The organism is Nonomuraea sp. NPDC050540, from assembly GCF_044457485.1.
Lineage (GTDB): Bacteria > Actinomycetota > Actinomycetes > Streptosporangiales > Streptosporangiaceae > Nonomuraea.
Genome location: NZ_JBITHA010000001.1, coordinates 1 through 17,768, shown reverse-complemented (window position 1 = coordinate 17,768; position 17,768 = coordinate 1). Strand labels below are relative to the sequence as shown.

Genomic DNA, 17,768 nt, shown 5'->3' with positions numbered 1-17,768 from the left:
TGTCGGGAAAACCGACGATCCGAGAGGCGCGCGAACAGGGCGCGCCGCTGGACGCACCGATTGACTAGGGTACCGGATGAGCGGTGCCCTGGTCGAACCGGACGGATCGACGGACTGTCAACCGAGGAGCGCTCCCTGGCGGGAGCGCCTGGCTACTCGGCCGACTTGGCTCGGCGGGAGCGTCGCCGCCCCCTGCCAGAAGTCTGGTTCGCCTGGTCATCCTCGGATGGGACGTCGTCAAGCGCACCGGTCACAGTATCACGGTTCCCGGCTCCGGAAGCCGCGGAGACCTTGTCCGCGACCGCCTTCTCGACCGCCATCTTGCCCTGCGTGCCCCGCGGCTCCGGCTTGGACTCGACCGGCTCCGTGGAGACGATCAGGCCGCGGCCGTTGCAGCAGTCGCACGGCGTCGAGAACGCCTCCAGCAGCCCCTGGCCGACCCGCTTACGCGTCATCTGGACCAGGCCCAGCGAGGTGACCTCGGCCACCTGGTGCTTGGTACGGTCGCGGGCCAGGCACTCCAGCAGCCGGCGCAGCACCAGGTCGCGGTTGGACTCCAGCACCATGTCGATGAAGTCGATCACGATGATGCCGCCGATGTCGCGCAGCCGCAGCTGGCGCACGATCTCCTCGGCCGCCTCCAGGTTGTTCCTGGTGACCGTCTCCTCCAGGTTGCCGCCCTGGCCGGTGAACTTGCCGGTGTTGACGTCGACGACGGTCATCGCCTCGGTGCGGTCGATGACCAGGGAGCCGCCGCTGGGCAGCCACACCTTGCGCTCCAGCGCCTTGCCGAGCTGCTCGTCGATCCGGTAGGACTCGAAGACGTCGGTCTCCTCCTCCCACCGGTTCAGGCGGTCGGCCAGGTGCGGGGCGACGTACTTGACGTACTCGTCGACCGTCTCCCACGCCTCCTCGCCCTGGACCACCAGCGAGGTGAAGTCCTCGTTGAAGACGTCGCGCACGACGCGGATCGTCAGGTCGGGCTCGGCCGACAGCAGCTCCGGCGGGCTCGCGGACTTGGCCTTCTTCTGGATGGCCTCCCACTGCGCCGACAACCGGGACACGTCGCGGGCGAGCTCGTCCTCGGAGGCGCCCTCGGCGGCCGTGCGCACGATGACGCCGGCGTTCTCCGGCATGACCTTCTTGAGAATGCTCTTGAGCCGCGTGCGCTCCTTGTCGGGCAGCTTGCGGCTGATGCCGGTCATCGAACCGTCCGGGACGTACACGAGGTAGCGGCCGGGAAGGCTGATCTGCGACGTCAGCCGGGCGCCCTTGTGGCCGATCGGGTCCTTGGTGACCTGCACCAGCACCGACTGGCCGGACTTCAGCGCCGCCTCGATGCGCTTGGGCTGGCCCTCCAGCCCGGCGGTGTCGAAGTTGACCTCGCCGGCGTACAGGACGGCGTTGCGGCCCTTGCCGATATCGACGAAGGCGGCCTCCATCGACGGCAGCACGTTCTGGACCTTGCCCAGGTAGACGTTGCCGACGTAGGACTGGCTGGCCTCGCGGTTGACGTAGTGCTCGACCAGGATGCCGTCTTCCAGCACGGCGATCTGGGTGCGGTCGCCCTGGCGGCGCACCACCATCATCCGGTCGACGGACTCGCGCCTGGCGAGGAACTCGGACTCGGTGATGATCGGCGGACGCCGGCGGCCGAGCTCGCGGCCCTCGCGGCGGCGCTGCTTCTTGGCCTCAAGCCGGGTGGAGCCGCGCACGCTCTGCACGCCGTCGCTGGAGGTGTCGAGCGCGGCGGCCCGCCCGGAACGCGGCGCGCGGATGCGCACGACGGTGTTCGGCGGGTCGTCGCTGGCCGGCTCGGGCTGCTCGTCGGAGCCGCGCCGGCGGCGCCGGCGGCGGCGACGCGAGCTGGAGGCCTCCTCTTCCTGGGAGTCGTCCTCGCTCTGCTCCTCGTCGTCCTGCTCGTCGTCGGAGTCGTCGGAGTCGTCACGCTCGCGGGACTTGCCCCGTCCGCGGCCGCCGCGACGGCGGCGACGGCGACGACCGCCGCTCTCGTCCTCGCCGTCGGCATCGCCGTCGGTGTCGGTGTCGAGCTCCGCGTCGGTGTCGGCGCTCTCCTCGACCACCTCGGCCACGACGGGCTCGGGCTCGGGACGGCGGGGCGCCACCGGCTGCGCCTGGCTCGGGTCGGGCGCCTGGAACAGCGGGGCGAAGATCGCCGCCGGCCGTTCGAAGGACGCGCCGCCCTGCTCCATGCGCCGTGCGGTCAGCCCGAACGGGTCGGCCAGCAGGTTGGGCTGGTCCTCGTCGAGGTCCTCGCCGGCGGGCTCGTCGTCGAGCGGCTCGACCTCGGGCAGCTCGTCCAGCACCTCGGCCGCGGCCTCGACGACGGGTGCGGCCTCGGCCACGACCGTCTCGACCGCGGTCTCGACCGGGCTCTCCGGCTCCTCCTCGGCCTTCTTGCGCGTACGCCGCGTCCGCTTGACCGGTGCGGCGGCCTCCTCCTCGACCGGCTCGGCCTTGGCCTTGGCGGTACGCCGCGTCCGCTTGACCGGCGCCTCCTCCGCGGGAGCGCTCCCGAGGGCGGCAGCCGTACTCACGGGAAGATCCTCGACCTCGGGCGGCGGACCGGCGGCACGGCGCGAAGCCCGCTTGGGCTTCTCGTCCGCGGCCGGCTCCTCGCCTTCCTCGGCCTTCTTGGTACGGCGGCGCGTCGTCGTCGCCGTGGACCGGCTCCTGGCGGCCCGCTTGGGCTGCTCGACGGCTTCGGCCACGGCCTCCTCGGCCGGGCTGGTCACCTGAGCGGCGGACACCGTCAGCACGGATGGCGCGGCCTCCTCCGGCAGTTCCGGAGGCGGCCCGGCCGGCCGGGCTGCCCGGCGCGGTTTGGTTGTGGGCTGATCTTCAGTTGTCTCCCCGTCGGGGCCGTTGGCCCCGCCGTTGGGCTCGTTCTCGAGCATGCGGGCGCTCTCCCGTCAGCTCCCGGGCGCGTCGCCGCGCCGCGCAGGAGCCCTCGTGTCTCGTTGTCCGCCCCCGCCCCGTATGGGGTGTTGGCGCCAAGTCCTGTCAGCGGATACGCCTGGCGGGCCGCCAGGCGGTTCCTATCCGGCGGCGTGCTCGCCCGCCGGTCCCGCTTCGCCGCCGCGCGTGATGTCGCGGTCAAGGTCGAACGGGTCGGCAGGCCCACCGGACGCGTCCAGCGGCCCCTGCGCCAGCCTGGTTACCTCGGGGGGAACCGGCGGCGCGAAGTCGGCCACAAGGCGCAATCCTGTGAGCACGTCGTCGGGTCGAACGGCAGGAGTCACGTGCCGAACAACCATGCGCAGTATGACACACGACTGTCCGGGCACCTGAGCTGCGGTTCTCTCCGTTCCCTCGGAGATCTCAAGCATCCGCACCGCCTCCCGCGCGTCGAAGCGGCGGGGGCCTTTCTTCGTGAGGCGCTCAACCTCGACGGCGCCGGCGGCGAGGAACTTCTCCACCGCCACACCGGCCAGCTCGCGATCCGCGCCGGGCAGCCGCAGCTCCCACGTGGAGACCTCCAGGCGATCAGCCAGGCCACCGGAGCGTGCTTCGACCACTTCGAGCACGTCGAGACCGGGTGGCAGGGAAGCGTCCAGGTCGGCGCGGATCCGTCCGGGATCACACGGCTCCGTGACACCGATCTCAAGGTATTCGGCCTCGCTGGCGACGCCGGTCGGCGCCGCGCCCGCGTAGGAGATCTTGGGGTGGGGCGAGAAGCCCGCGCTGAAGGCAACCGGAATGCCGGCACGGCGGACCGCCCTCTCGACGGCCCGCGAGATGTCGCGGTGGCTGGTGAAGCGCAGGCGGCCGCGCTTGGCGTAGCGGACGCGAAACCGCTGCACCGTGGGCGCGGGCGGTGGCCCGTCGGGAACAGGTTTCAGAGCGTTGCGTCCTTCCCGTGTCAGAGTTTCCTCCTCACAGGATAAGCCGCCTCGCGCGGAGACTGTACGCGCTGTTCTCTATGCGCGCCGATGTTGGTAGCTCTCCGTTATGGCTTTCGTCCGGAGTTACGGCGAAGCCATCCCCACGCCACCCGCCGACGTGGGCGGGCGCCGATCATGGGGATCGCTTCCCACGTCGGACACACAGCCCGCCGTCACGGCGAAACCTTGACCCAATTCCCGGCCCGTCCGGTCGCCCGCGCGTGTCGCGTCACACCACGGTGAGCGGCAGAAGCTTCTTTCCGGTCGGCCCGATCTGGATCTCGGTTCCCATCGTCGGGCAGACGCCGCAGTCGTAGCACGGCGTCCAGCGGCAGTCCTCGACCTCGGTCTCGTTGACCGCATCCTGCCAGTCCTGCCACAGCCACTCGCGGTCGAGCCCGGCGTCGAGGTGGTCCCAGGGCAGGACCTCGTTCTCCTCGCGCTCGCGGGTGGTGTACCAGCCGACGTCCACGCCCGCCTTGGCGGCGCCGGCCATCCACCGGTCGTAGGAGAAGTGCTCGCTCCACCCGTCGAAGCGCCCGCCGTCCTCCCAGACGGCCCTGATGACGGCCCCGACCCGGCGGTCGCCGCGCGAGAGCAGGCCCTCGACGATGGACGGCTTGCCGTCGTGGTAGCGGAAGCCGATGGCCCGCCCGTACTGGCGGTCGTTTCTGACGGTGTCGCGCAGCTCCTTGAGCCGCCGGTCGACGGTCTCGTGATCGGCCTGGGCGGCCCACTGGAACGGCGTGTGCGGCTTGGGCACGAAGCCGCCGATGGAGACGGTGCAGCGGATGTCGCGCGAGCCGGTGGCCTCGCGACCGGCCTGGATCACCTTCTTGGCCAGGTCGGCGATGCCGAGCACGTCCTCGTCCCGCTCGGTGGGCAGCCCGCACATGAAGTAGAGCTTGACCTGCCGCCAGCCCTGGGAGTAGGCGGTGGTGACGGTGCGGATGAGGTCTTCCTCGGTGACCATCTTGTTGATCACCTTGCGCATGCGCTCGGAGCCGCCTTCGGGGGCGAAGGTCAGCCCGGAGCGGCGGCCGTTGCGGGAGAACTCGTTGGCCAGGTCGATGTTGAAGGCGTCGACGCGGGTGGAGGGCAGCGACAGCGAGGTGTTGGTGCCCTCGTAGCGGTCGGCCAGGCCCTTGGCGACCGCGCCGATCTCGGAGTGGTCGGCCGACGACAGCGACAGCAGGCCGACCTCGTTGAAGCCGGACTCCTTGATGCCGTTGTCGACCATGGCGCCGATCGTGGTGATCGAGCGCTCGCGGACCGGACGGGTGATCATGCCGGCCTGGCAGAAGCGGCAGCCGCGCGTGCAGCCGCGGAAGATCTCCACGCTGAACCGCTCGTGGACCGTCTCGGCCAGCGGGACCAGCGGCTTCTTCGGGTAGGGCCACTCGTCGAGGTCCATGACGGTGTGCTTGTGGACGCGCCAGGGCACCTCGGGCCGGTTGGGCGCCACACGCTTGATGCGGCCGTCGGGGTGGTAGTCCACGTCGTAGAACCTGGGCACGTAGACGCCGCCGGACTCGGCCAGGCGCATCAGCAGCTCGTCGCGTCCGCCGGGGCTGCCCTCCTGCTTCCACTCGCGGATGACCTCGCTGATGGCGATGGCGATCTGCTCGCCGTCGCCCAGCACGGCCGCGTCGAGGAAGTCGGCGATCGGCTCGGGGTTGAAGGCGGCGTGCCCGCCGGCCAGGACGATCGGGTCGTCCTCGCCGCGCTCGGCCGCCAGCAGCGGGATGCCGGCCAGATCGAGCGCGGTCAGCATGTTGGTGTAGCCGAGCTCGGTGGAGAAGGAGAGGCCGAGCACGTCGAAGGCGCGCACCGGGCGGTGGCCGTCGACGGTGAACTGCGGCACGCCGTGCTCGCGCATCAGCGCCTCGAGGTCGGGCCACACCGAGTAGGTGCGCTCGGCCAGGGTCTGGGGCAGCTCGTTGAGAATCTCGTAGAGGATCGCCACGCCCTGGTTGGGCAGCCCCACCTCATAGGCGTCCGGGTACATCAGCGCCCAGCGCACGTCCGCCTCGTCCCAGTCCTTGACCGTCGAGTTGAGCTCACCGCCGACATACTGGATCGGCTTCTGCACTCTGGGCAGCAGCGCTTCCAGGCGTGGGAAAATCGACTCGACAGACATGGGTCCCAGCCTATCCGCGCTCAGACGGTGGCAGGTCCCTGGATGTCGATGTCGTTTCCGCTCATGACGAGGACGCGGTGGTTCTCGTAACAGGTCAGCTCGACAGCGATGACGCCGCTGGCGAGATTGTGCACGGCGACGACGTGGCTGGCGGGAAGCAGGAAGCGGTCCCCGCACTCGTCGCAGTAGGCCACGAACATACTTCTAATTAAACGCCTGTTCCCTGATCCTTATCGCCTGTAGCAGCCCAATGGCGATGAGATTCGCGAACGTCGCGGTGCCGCCGTAGGAGACGAAGGGCAGCGGGAGCCCGGTGATGGGCATGATGCCGACGGTCATCCCGATGTTGACGAAGGTCTGGAAGGCCAGCCAGCACACGATCGTGCCGGCGACCAGCGTCCCGAAGCGGTCCTCGCACTGCCGGGCGATCTTCAGCCCGCGGATCAGCACCACGCCGAGCAGCGCCACCACGGTCACCGAGCCGAGGAAGCCGAACTCCTCGCCGGCCACGGTGAAGATGAAGTCGGTGTGCTGCTCGGGCACGAAGCGCCCGGTCGTCTGCCCGCCGTCCAGCAGTCCCTTGCCGAACACCTGGCCGGAGCCGATCGCGATCAGCGCCTGCGTGGAGTTGTAGCCGACGCCGCGCGGGTCCACGCTCGGGTCGATGAAGGCCGTGAACCGCGCCACCTGGTACGGCTCCAGCAGATCCAGCGTCCACACCGCCACCGCGCCCGCCACCGAGGTGAGCGCGAGCAGGATCATCCACCGCTTGCGCACTCCGGCGATCACCAGCCCGCCGACGGTGATCACCGCCAGAACCAGCGTGGTGCCGAGGTCCGGCTGGAGCATGACGAGCCCCATCGAGATCGCCGCCATGACCACCACGAACAGCATGTCCAGCCCGCGCGGCCGATCGGTGCCCTCCGCCGGCTGGGCCAGCAGCATCGACAACATCAGCACCAGCCCGAGCTTGGCGAACTCCGACGGCTGCACCGCGAACCCGCCACCCAGCATGATCCACGAGTGGGACCCGTTGACCGTGGTGCCGAGCGGCGTGACCACGAGGGCCAGCCCGACGAGCGTCACCAGGTACACCACGGGCGCGTACGCGCGCAGCAACCGGTGGTCGATCATCGCCACCGCCCCGCACAGCGCCGCCCCGATGGCCAGGTTCAGCACGTGCTTCTTGACCAGCCCGGTCGAGCCCGGCGCCCACGTACGCGTGGACGACCACACCAGCAGCGTGCCGATCACGCACAACGCCGCGACCGAGACCAGCAGCACGCCGTCGAGCCGCCACACGGTCGACTGCGCGCCCACGGCGCGGGTGGTGAACGAGCGGCGCCTGGCCAGCAGCGTGCGGTCCGTCATCGGGTGACCGTCCCGTCCCGCGCGATCATCGGCAGCTTGGAGGCGGGTTTCCCGTCCGGCAGCGCGGCCGGCTGCTTGATCCCGTAGATGCCCTCATAGATCTCCCGTACGGCCGGCGCCGCCGTGGACCCGCCCATCCCGCCCTGCGAGACCATGGCGACCACCACGAACCGCGGCTTCTCGGTGGGCGCGAACGAGGCGAACCAGGAGGTGTCCTCCTTGCCCCACACCTCCGCGGTGCCGGTCTTGCCGCCGATGCGCACCTGGTCCATGGGGAACCCGCCGAAGGCCCCGGCCGCGGTGCCGTCGGAGGCGACCTGGCTGAGCGCGTTCTTGATGTAGGCGCGTTCCTTCTCGCTGATGGGCAGCTTGCCGGTGACCGGCGGGTCGATGCGCTGGACCAGCGTGCCGTCCGGCCGTACCCTCGCCCAGGCCACGCGTGGACTGCGCAGCTTGCCGTCGCTGACCAGCGCGGCGTAGGCGGCGGCGAGCTGCAGCGGCGTGACCAGCACGTCGCCCTGCCCGATGGAGAAGTTGGCGGCGTCGCCGGGACGCAGCAGGTAGCCCTCGACGCAGTTCTCGTAGGCCAGGCGCTTGAGGAAGGCGGCCCGCGAGGCGCTCTTCACCTCCGGGTATCCGGTGCGCGAGCGCTTGCAGTTGTCGGCGCTGGTCTGGCCCCAGAGGTCCTTCTTCCAGTCGCGGTCGGGGATGCGCCCGGCCGACTCGCCCGGCAGGTCGATCCCGGTGGGCCGGCCGAAGCCGAAGGCCCTGGCGGTGTTCTCGAAGGGCTGGCGGGGCGGCTTCTTCGGGTGCAGTCCGCCGTCCTTGATCCACTGCTCGTAGGAGGACTTGTAGAAGATCGTGTCGCAGGACTTGACCAGCGCGGTGTGCAGGGTCAGCGTCCCCAGCCCGATCCCGCGGAAGTTGTTGAACGGCCGGTCGCCCACCATGAACGACCCCGGGCAGCCGTAGGTCCCGTTCAGCGGGTAGCCGGAGCGCAGCATGGCCGCCACCGAGGAGACCTTGAACGTCGAGCCGGGCGCGAACGTCCCCTTGATCGCCCGCGACACCAGCGGCCGCCCCGCCTTGTCCGACAGCAGGTCCTGGTACTCCTTCTCGGAGATCCCGCCGGTCCAGATCGCCGGGTTGTAGCCGGGCGCGCTGGCCAGCGCCACCACCCGCCCGGTACGCGCGTCGAGCACCACCCCGGCCGCGCCGTCCGCCTTGGGCGCCCGCTTCATGGCCCCGTCGAGCGCCTTCTCCACGATGGCCTGCACGCGCCCGTCGATGCTGGTGATCAACGTGTCCCCGGAGACCGGCGCCACCTGCTGCTCCACCCCGATGACCTTGCCGAGCCTGTCCACCTGGACCCGGCGCAGCCCCGGCTTGCCGCGCAGCGCCTCGTCATAGACGGACTCCAGCCCGTCCCGCCCCACCAGATCGACGCCGGAGAAGGCGGCCTTGAGGCCGTCGCGCTTCTCCAGCTCCTCCTGCGTGACCGGCTGCAGGTACCCGACCAGCTGCGCCGCCGCCTTGCCGTGCGGATACTCCCTGACCGCCTGCACCTCCGCGGTCACCCCGGGGAACTCCTCCTGCCGCTCCAGAATCTGCAGCGCCTCACGCGTGCTGACCGTCTCGTCGATCGGAATCGGCTGGTACGGCGAGCCCGGCCAGCACGGCCTGGTCACCCCCGGACCGCACGACCGGATCCGCTTCTCCAGCAGTTTGACCGGCCGCCCCAGCACGGCGGCGAGCTTCTCCAGCACCTCCTGGCCGCCGCGCGGCATGCGCGTGAGCGAGGTCCGGTCCACGGAGACGACCAGCGCGGTGCGGTTGCGCACCAGCGGCTGGCCCGCGGAGTCCAGAATCTGCCCACGCACCGACGGCACCACCACGCCGCGTGTCCTGGTCTCGGCCGCCGCCGAGACGTACTCGATCCCGCGTACCACCTGGACCTGCCACAGGCGCACGGCCAGCACCGCGATCAGCGTGACGACCAGCACGTTCAGCACGACCAGCCGGGTTCTCATCCTGCTCATACCGCATACCTCGGCTGCTTCCCCCGGGTCACCGCCCAGATCACCACCGGCGCCGCGACCAGCGTGTAGACCACCGTGACCGGCGCCTTGACGGCCACCGCCGCCAGCGTCACCCCCTGCTCGCCGACCAGCCCGCCGACCACCGCGGCCAGCAGCGGAGCGGCCAGGATGCAGGCCACCACCGTCGGCACCACACCGCCCAGCCCGCGCCCCGCCAGGAACCCGACGACCGTGAGCACGAACGCGTACTCCCCCGCCACGTGCGCCGTCGGCGGCACCACGTCCACCAGCAGCCCCGAGCAGAACCCGATCGCCGCCCCCATCGCCGGCCCGCGCATCATGGCCACCCCGACCACCGCGAGCAGCACCAGGTCCGGCATCCCGCCGCCGGGCAGCGGCAGCCGGTTGACCACGATGAGCTGCAGCAGCACCGCCGCCACGACGACCAGGCCCGGAATCATCGCGCGCTCGCCCTCGCCGGAAGGACCGCGTCACGCGGGTCCCGCTTGGGCGCCTGGACCACCACCCCGACCACGTCCAGCGCGGTCAGGTCGGCATACGGACGCGCGTACGCGATGCGGGTCAGCTCACCCGGCGTCGCCTCGACCCGCTCGATCACCCCGACGGGCACCCCCGGCACGTACGGCATGCCGCGCTGCGACCCGAAGCTGACCAGCCGGGCGCCCCGGTTGATCGGCGCGGTCGAGTCGAGCAGCCGGAACCGCACCAGCCGCCCGTTCTCCCCCACACCGTGCACGACGCCGATCTCGTTGCCGCCCTCCATCCGCGCGCCCGTGGCCGAGGCGGGATCGCTGAGCAGCACCACCGTGGAGGTGGTCGCCGCCGCCCTGATCACCCTGCCGACCAGCCCGTCGGCGTTGAGCACGGTCATCTCGGCGCGTACGCCGTCGTCGGTGCCGGCGTCGATCTCGACGGCCTCCTCGAACCCCGGCTGCCCGCGCCTGGCCACGACGTTGGCCGTCACCACCTTGTAGCCGCCCGTCCCGGCCAGCCCCAGCAGCCGCCGGAGCTCCGCCGAGCGCGAGGCGTCGAGCCGCCCGGCCGCGATCTGGGCGCGCAGGCGCGCGTTGTCCGCCTTGAGACGCTCGATGTCCGCCTGGGCGCCGGGGGCGTTGGCCAGAGCCTGAATGAAACCGGTCACCGGGCTGGCGAGCGTGGTCGCGGCCTGCTCAGCGGTGCCGAAGGCCCAGGATCCCGCCGACCTGAGCGCCGTGAACGGCGAGCCGTCGCCGGTGCGGTGGTCGACCGTCACGAGCACGAGCGCCGCCGTCAGCAGCAGTCCTAGGATGAGCCGGGCGCGGCGCGTGTCCTTCATCAGTGCCGCGACTCCGGAACGAGCACCTGCTGAAGTGCCTCGAACTCCTCGACGCACTTGCCGGAGCCGAGCGCGACCGAGTCGAGCGCGTTCTCCACCAGATGGACGGGCATGCCGGTCTCGGCCTTGATGCGCTCGTCCATCCCCTTGAGCAGGGCCCCGCCACCGGTGAGAGCGATGCCGCGATCCATGAGATCGCCGGACAGCTCGGGCGGGCACTTGTCGAGCGTCGTCTTCACCGCGTCGACGATGGCGTTGACCGGCTCCTCGGTGGCCTTCCTGATCTCCTCGGCCGACACCACGATCGTCTTCGGCAGCCCGCTGACCAGATCGCGCCCCCGGATCTCCGCATGGCACTCGTCGGAGGTCGGGCACGCCGACCCGATCGCCATCTTGATCTCCTCGGCGGTGCGCTCACCGAGCATCAGCGAGAACTCCTTCTTGGCGAAGGTGATCACCGCCTGGTCGAGCTCGTCCCCGCCCACCCTGATCGACTGGCTGGTCACGACCCCGCCCATCGAGATGATGGCCACCTCGGTCGTGCCGCCGCCGATGTCGACGACCATGTTCCCGGTCGGCTCGTGCACGGGCAGCCCGGCGCCGATCGCGGCCGCCATGGGCTCCTCGACGATGTACACCTTCCTGGCCCCCGCCTGATACCCCGCCTCTTTCACCGCCCGCTGCTCAACCCCGGTGATGCCGCTGGGCACCGCGATGATGATGCGCGGCTTGGCGAAGTGGCGGCGCTTGTGCACGCGCTGGATGAAGTAGCGCAGCATGCGCTCGGTGACGTCGAAGTCGGCGATCACGCCGTCCTTGAGCGGGCGCACGGCGACGATGTTGCCGGGCGTCCGCCCGATCATGCGCTTGGCCTCGATGCCCACCGCGACGATCTTGCCGGTCGCCGTGTTGATGGCCACGACGGACGGCTCGTTGAGCACGATGCCCCGGCCGCGCACGTAGACCAACGTGTTGGCGGTGCCGAGGTCGACCGCCATGTCGCGGCCGAGAAAGGCGAGCTTGCTGCCCATGGGGAACGGAGCCTTCCGTAACGTCCTTCACTGATGACTACGGATCGCATTCGAATCGTAACGTGACGTACCCACCGGTGAGCGCAATGAGCACCACCGTCCCAGAAAAATCTTGCGTACCTCCGGTATCGCCCTCTTTACCCCATCAGCCCTCGATAGCCCCCACCCCAAGACCGATATAGCCAGCCATCACCGCCTTTTGACACCCACCCCCAACCCAACCCACCCGCCAACACCCCAAGCCCCCGCCGCAAGCACCCTCCACGCATCCCGCCCCAGGACACATCCCATCCCACCCCGGCCGTCCTCCACCGCCCCACACCCACCCGCCGCCTTCCGCCGCATGCGCACCTCCCGCCACCGCCCCACCCGGCATTTCGCACCCCCGCGCTCGCCGGTCCGCTCCCGCCCTGCCCCGCTCCACAACCGCTCCGCGCAGTTCACACCCACTCCGGGCAGCCACACCCACGCCTCGCCTCCTGGAGCCACCTCCGCAGCCCTGCCCACCCCACGGCCCCAGGAGCGCTTTGAGGCGCCGCACGGCGGAACGTGGCGCCGGTGGAGCCCGGCGCCCCTCTACGGCGCTCAGCCAGGCCACGGCGTCCGGCCAGACGTGCTTTGTAGCGGCGAGCACCCCGTCCGACTGCCGGCCGCTCGGAAGAGGCCGGCGGCCCACGACGGCGGTCGGCGGCATGGGGGCTTGCCGTAACCCCAAAACACCCCGAGCGCCCCGAGCGCCCCGAGCGCCCAAGGCAGGACAACACCCCAGGAAACACGAAAGCGCCCGCACAGAGCTGTGCGGGCGCGAACGGGCAGGCTGCCCGAGCCTGAAGAGGCGCGTGGGGACTAGAAGCGGTCCGGGAAGAAGATCTTGATCTCGCGGGCGGCGGACTCCGGCGAGTCGGACCCGTGGACGACGTTCTCGCCGATCTCCAGCGCGTGGTCGCCGCGGATCGTGCCGGGAGCGGACTTGACCGGGTCGGTCAGCCCCGCCAGCGCCCGGAACGCCTCGACCGCGCGCGGCCCCTCCAGCACCAGCGCCACCAGCGGCGCCGAGGTGATGAACTCCACCAGCTCGCCGAAGAACGGCCGCTCGGAGTGCTCGGCGTAGTGGGCCTTGGCGGTGTCGACGTCGAGCGTGCGCAGATCCATGGCGACGACCTTGAGGCCCTTGCGCTCCACGCGGGCGATCACGTCACCGATGAGGCCACGCTTCACCCCGTCAGGCTTGATCAGGACAAGAGTGCGCTCGGACACGTGAGGTTCTCCTTTGAACGGATTGGTGGGGGCGAGCATCAGCTTTCGCTCCGCGAGTCCGCACCACGAGACGGTGTCCGTCCTCGCGTAGCGGCGACGCGGCACAGCTTACCGTCCCACGGCGGTTCCCCTGCTCTCGCGGCACTCAGGGCCGCTCATTGTCCTCGGGCGACTGCGCGGGCGGCGGAACCGCGGGCGACGGCCCGTCGCGCTCACCGGCCACCCGGGCGGGATCGGCCGTGTCCGGCGAGTCCCCGTTGACCGGCGTGGGCAGCACGACACGAGGAATCTCCCCTGTGGGCCGATCCTCCTCATCCACACCCTCGTCCTCCGCGACCACATCCTCCTCGACCACGTCAGACGGAGCAGCCCCGACGCCGCCCGCGTCGTCGCGCTCCACCTCGGCAGCGCCCGCGTCGTCCCGCTCCGCCCCGGCGGCGCCCGTCTCATCCGGGCCCGTCTCGGCGGCGTCCGTCTCACTTCGAGCGTCCGCCACCACGAGGGCCTCCATGCCCAGCCGCTCCTCCACGCCTGAGACCTCGCCACGAGACCCACCGTCAGAAGCCCCCGCACCATCCGGTACGGCGCCGCCCGCCGCAGACCCGTCACCCTCCTCAACGGCCCCGCCGGGCCGCCGGGCCAGCAACGCGCCCAGCACGATCACCGCCACCGTCAGGAACCCGCCGATCAGCGCCCACGTGTGCAACGCCTCGACGAACGCGTCCACGATCCCCTGAGCCGAGCGCTGCCCGCGCAGCATCATGACCTGGACGCCGGTCCCGAGCAGGTACCCGGACAACACCCCGGGAAAGCACAACGCCAGCCCGAACAGCGCCACACCCACACTCGTCTGCCGAAGCGCCGCGGTCAGCGCCACCGCGGCCCCGACGGCCATGAGCGTGAACGGCACCACCAGCACCGTCCCCTCGGCCGCCGGCACCATGAGCCGCACCGTGGCCAGCCCCAGCACGAGCAGCAGCAACCCGGCCGGAGCCAGCCACCGCAGCGCGGACCCGCCGAACAACGCCACCCCGGCCCCGGCCACGACCGCCAGCACCGCGGCCACCACGAACGGCAGCCACAACCCCTTCAGCCCAGGCCCGCCAAGCCCGCCCATCTCCACATAGGTCACCTGCGCCACGGTCGGCAGCAGCACGACCCCGATCGCGACGAACGTGTAGGCCAGCGTCCGGCTCTCACCGGTCCCGATCGTGGCCAGGGCCAGCAGCGCCGCGATGGACAACACGGCGACCAGCACCACCAGCCCGGCCTTCCAGTCCTGGCTGGCCGTACTGATGGCGAGAACCGCGATGCCCGCGGCGGGAACGGCCGCCAGCAGCAACCGGCTACGTTCCCTGGCCCGAGGCGTCGGCGACGCGCTCTCACCCTGCAGCAACCAGACCAGCAGGTACGCCGCCGCGAGACCCAGCGCGATCCCGGTCAGCAGCGGATACGGCTGGAGCGTGACCTGCCAGCGGTCGACCTGGTGCAGCGGCCACAGCGCGAGCGCCTGGGCGGCCAGGAGGCTGACGGCCAGCATGCCGGCCCACACGGCGCGCACCACCGGCGGACGTCCCCAGGCGGCCACCAGCGTGGCGGGGATCAGCACGCCCGCGCCGACACCGTGGAGCACGCGCAGCACGCCCACCATGAACGAGGTGCCCGCGTATCCGCCGGCCGCGTCGGCCACGGCCAGCAGGGCGAGACCGGCGACGAGCACGTACGTGACCCGCATGCGGCGCAGCGCCACGGCGGCCAACGGGACGGTCAGCATCATCGCCGGAAGGGCGAGCCCGTGCGCGCGCATCAGCCCGACCCGGTCGATCTCCGCCGGAAGCAGATCGGAGACGACGGAGACGGTGTTGGGGATCGCGATGATCGCCAGCGGCAGAGCAGCGACGATGAGCAGCCCGAGCACGAGGTCGAGCAACCACGGGAACTTCGCGCCTGCGGTGGGCCCGGCGGCAGCCGCGTTCGGGGACCGCTGGATTGGGGGGACGGCCATGTAGGCCGACTTTAGCGGGAAGTCACGCCCTCGACACGGCGAGCGACGAATATCGCGGTGATCCACAGGGCCGCGAAGATCGCGCCGAGGAAGAACATCATGGACACGAGGAACCCCGTGGCGATCGCCAAGACCTGCACCAGGCTGCCGACCACGTACCCGACAGGCCGCTTGAGCAGCCCGATCGCCACGACGCACAGCACCGCCAGCCCCAGCCCCGCCACCATGGCCAGCGCCGGCGCGACACCACTCACCGTAATCGCCACGGGCGTAATCAGCCCGGCCATGATCGCTTCCATCCCGAGCACACTGGCACCCAGCCTGCGCATGCCCGGCGTGACGACGAAACTCACCTCACACCCCTCTCACCGGCACAACCGCCCCACCACAGGGTACGGCTATCGCCGCCGGTCAACGCCGCGGCACAGATGGGTCCGCTCACTGCCCGTCCACCTTCAGCAGGTACCGCGCGTCACCGGCCGTGATCACCGAACCAGTGATCAGCACCCCGGTCCCGCTGAACTCGCCTTCCGCGTCCGCGATCCCGATGCCGCGGTCGATGGCCTCGTCGAGACGGTCCACCACGTGCACCCGATCGGCGCCGAAGTACCCCTCGGCCAGCGCCCCCAGCTCCTCCGGCGCCATGGAGCGCGGCGAGGAGTTACGGGTCACGATGATCTCCTCCAGCACGGGCTCCAGGAGGTCCAGGATCGTGGCGACGTCCTTGTCCCGCATGACCGCGACGACCCCGATCACCTTGGCGAAGTCGAACGCCTCGTGCAGCCCGTCGAGTGTGGCCTGCATGCCGCCCGGATTGTGCGCCGCGTCGATGACGACCGTCGGATCCCGACGCACCACTTCGAGCCGTCCAGGGGACGTCACCTGGGCGAACGCCTGCCGTACCAGGTCGATGCCAAGCGGATCGTCCCCAGCGGTCAACGCCTCGACGGCCGCCAGCGAGGTGACGGCATTGCCGGCCTGATGAGCCCCGTAGAGCGGAAGATACACATCCTCGTACACCCCCTTGAGCCCGCGCAGGCTGAGCAGCTGCCCGCCCATGGCGATCTCCCGGTTGAGCACCCCGAACTCGAGGCCCTCCCGCGCGACGACCGCCCCGACGTCAGCGGCCCGCCGCATCAGCACCTCAGCGGCCTCAAGCTCCTGCTGCGCCAGCACAGTGGTGGAGCCGGCCTTGACAATGCCCGCCTTCTCCCCGGCGATGGACGCGACATCCGGCCCCAGCCGCTCGGTGTGGTCCAGCGAGATGGGCGTGATGATGTTCACCTGCCCGTCGACGACGTTGGTGGCGTCCCACGTGCCACCCATCCCCGTCTCGACCACCGCCACGTCCACAGGAGTGTCCGCGAACGCCGCGAACGCCATGGCCGTCAACAACTCGAAGAACTGGATCCGCCGCCCCGTGGTGTCATTCAACTCCACATAAGGCGCGATCTCCTCATACACCTCAGCGAACCGCTCCTCACTCAACGGCACGCCATCCACGCAGATCCGCTCACGCATCGACACCAGGTGCGGACTCGTGAACCTCCCCACCCGAAGGTTCCGCTCCCGCAGCAGCGCCTCAACCATCCGCGCCGTACTGGTCTTACCGTTGGTGCCGGCAATATGCACGACGGGGTACGCCCGCTGGGGCGAGCCGAGCAGATCCAAGAGAGCCGCGATCCGGTCCAGGGTCGGCTCGAACTTCCACTCGACGCCCCGCTCCAAGATCGCACGTTCAACCGCGCGATAGTCCACCCCCCAACCCTACTGACCACCCCCACCCCCCAAACCACTGACCAGCCAACCACCCCAGAACCCCGTTCCCGACCAAGCGGCAGCGACCCGACCCCAACGACCGTGCCGGGGCGAGGGTCGGCCGGTTCGCCAGGTCTCAGCCGGACAGCGGGGCACCCCGGGGCGCCCCGGGAGTCTTGGCGTCCGTCCGCATTGCACCGTCCAAGCCCGCGGGGGTGCTCGCCGCACCGGCGCCAGACAAGCGTCGGGGAGACCGCGGGGGCGGGAGGGCAAGCGAGGCGAGGTGGCAGAGGTCTCGCCGGGGCGGGGCCGGGCGTGCCCCGCCGGGCGGTGGTGGCGAGCCTCGGCCAGCGGGGATCGTGTGTGGAGGTGCACGAGGGGGGTCGTGTGGTGGAGGTGTGGGCGGGGATGGAGGGTGCAGGTGGGGGTGGAAGTGCAGGCGGGGTGGTGTGGTGGGAGGCGTGCACGAAGGTCGTGTTGCGTGTTGCGTGGTGGGGTGAACGCGAAAAAGGGGCCCAACCCTAAGGTTGGACCCCTTCATCGTGCATACGTGTTTGTGCGGCGGTGACCTACTCTCCCACACCCTCCCGAGTGCAGTACCATCGGCGCTGAGAAGCTTAACTTCCGGGTTCGGAATGTAACCGGGTGTTTCCTTCCCGCCATAACCGCCGCAACCCTTTGAGACTGTTTGCTGTCTCAGAATTGCGTAGTGGACGCGAGCAACACAACACCATGCCCTGACCGCGCAAGGCTTCCTGCGCTGCTCTGGACCCGGCGAAGAGTAACAGAGCGCTGCAAAGAAAACCCGCGTGCCTGTACAGGCGTTGCTTATGCTTTGTGGTCAAGTCCTCGGCCTATTAGTACCGGTCAGCTCCACACGTTGCCGTGCTTCCACCTCCGGCCTATCAACCCCATCGTCTCTGGGG

General features: G+C 70.4%; 13 protein-coding genes and 2 rRNA genes. All 15 read right to left on the bottom strand.

Annotated elements, in window-relative coordinates:
- Positions 1–152: 152 nt before the first annotated feature.
- Entirely contained in the window at positions 153–2,918 is a 2,766-nt protein-coding gene (locus ACIBI5_RS00075) for an Rne/Rng family ribonuclease (RefSeq protein WP_397241535.1), read from the bottom strand.
- Positions 2,919–3,059: 141 nt separating this feature from the next.
- The gene (locus ACIBI5_RS00070) at positions 3,060–3,824 is read right to left on the bottom strand and encodes a TIGR03936 family radical SAM-associated protein (protein ID WP_397241533.1); all 765 of its coding nucleotides are present in this window, start codon (positions 3,822–3,824) and stop codon (positions 3,060–3,062) included.
- A 310-nt stretch (positions 3,825–4,134) separates the two neighbouring features.
- The gene (locus ACIBI5_RS00065; protein ID WP_397241531.1) at positions 4,135–6,045 is read right to left on the bottom strand and encodes a TIGR03960 family B12-binding radical SAM protein; all 1,911 of its coding nucleotides are present in this window, start codon (positions 6,043–6,045) and stop codon (positions 4,135–4,137) included.
- Positions 6,046–6,065: 20 nt separating this feature from the next.
- Entirely contained in the window at positions 6,066–6,245 is a 180-nt protein-coding gene (locus ACIBI5_RS00060; RefSeq protein WP_397241529.1) for a hypothetical protein, read from the bottom strand.
- Positions 6,246–6,249: 4 nt separating this feature from the next.
- The gene (gene rodA, locus ACIBI5_RS00055; RefSeq protein ID WP_397241527.1) at positions 6,250–7,416 is read right to left on the bottom strand and encodes a rod shape-determining protein RodA; all 1,167 of its coding nucleotides are present in this window, start codon (positions 7,414–7,416) and stop codon (positions 6,250–6,252) included.
- Complete coding sequence (mrdA, locus tag ACIBI5_RS00050) at positions 7,413–9,455, bottom strand: penicillin-binding protein 2 (protein ID WP_397241525.1); 2,043 nt, start codon at positions 9,453–9,455, stop codon at positions 7,413–7,415. The genes rodA and mrdA overlap by 4 nt, the downstream gene beginning before the upstream one ends.
- Positions 9,452–9,916 (bottom strand): rod shape-determining protein MreD, encoded by a 465-nt coding sequence (gene mreD, locus ACIBI5_RS00045; protein WP_397241523.1) that lies wholly within the window; start codon positions 9,914–9,916, stop codon positions 9,452–9,454. Before mreD ends, mrdA begins: the two co-directional genes overlap by 4 nt.
- Positions 9,913–10,791, bottom strand: a complete 879-nt coding sequence (gene mreC, locus ACIBI5_RS00040; RefSeq protein ID WP_397241521.1) for a rod shape-determining protein MreC — start codon at positions 10,789–10,791, stop codon at positions 9,913–9,915. The genes mreD and mreC overlap by 4 nt, the downstream gene beginning before the upstream one ends.
- A complete protein-coding gene (locus ACIBI5_RS00035; protein WP_184973123.1) occupies positions 10,791–11,822 on the bottom strand; it encodes a rod shape-determining protein in 1,032 nt (343 codons plus the stop codon). Before ACIBI5_RS00035 ends, mreC begins: the two co-directional genes overlap by 1 nt.
- Positions 11,823–12,668: 846 nt before the next feature.
- On the bottom strand, positions 12,669–13,118 hold the full coding sequence (gene ndk / locus ACIBI5_RS00030) for a nucleoside-diphosphate kinase (RefSeq protein ID WP_379628010.1): 450 nt from the start codon (positions 13,116–13,118) through the stop codon (positions 12,669–12,671).
- 106 nt (positions 13,119–13,224) lie between these two features.
- Positions 13,225–15,084 (bottom strand): hypothetical protein, encoded by a 1,860-nt coding sequence (locus tag ACIBI5_RS00025; RefSeq protein ID WP_397241519.1) that lies wholly within the window; start codon positions 15,082–15,084, stop codon positions 13,225–13,227.
- Between the two features lie 11 nt (positions 15,085–15,095).
- On the bottom strand, positions 15,096–15,437 hold the full coding sequence (locus ACIBI5_RS00020) for a DUF4233 domain-containing protein (protein WP_397241517.1): 342 nt from the start codon (positions 15,435–15,437) through the stop codon (positions 15,096–15,098).
- Between the two features lie 85 nt (positions 15,438–15,522).
- Complete coding sequence (locus ACIBI5_RS00015; RefSeq protein WP_397241515.1) at positions 15,523–16,842, bottom strand: bifunctional folylpolyglutamate synthase/dihydrofolate synthase; 1,320 nt, start codon at positions 16,840–16,842, stop codon at positions 15,523–15,525.
- Positions 16,843–17,398: 556 nt separating this feature from the next.
- Positions 17,399–17,515 (bottom strand): 5S ribosomal RNA (gene rrf, locus ACIBI5_RS00010).
- 164 nt (positions 17,516–17,679) lie between these two features.
- A 23S ribosomal RNA gene (locus ACIBI5_RS00005) occupies positions 17,680–17,768 on the bottom strand; the annotation flags it as partial.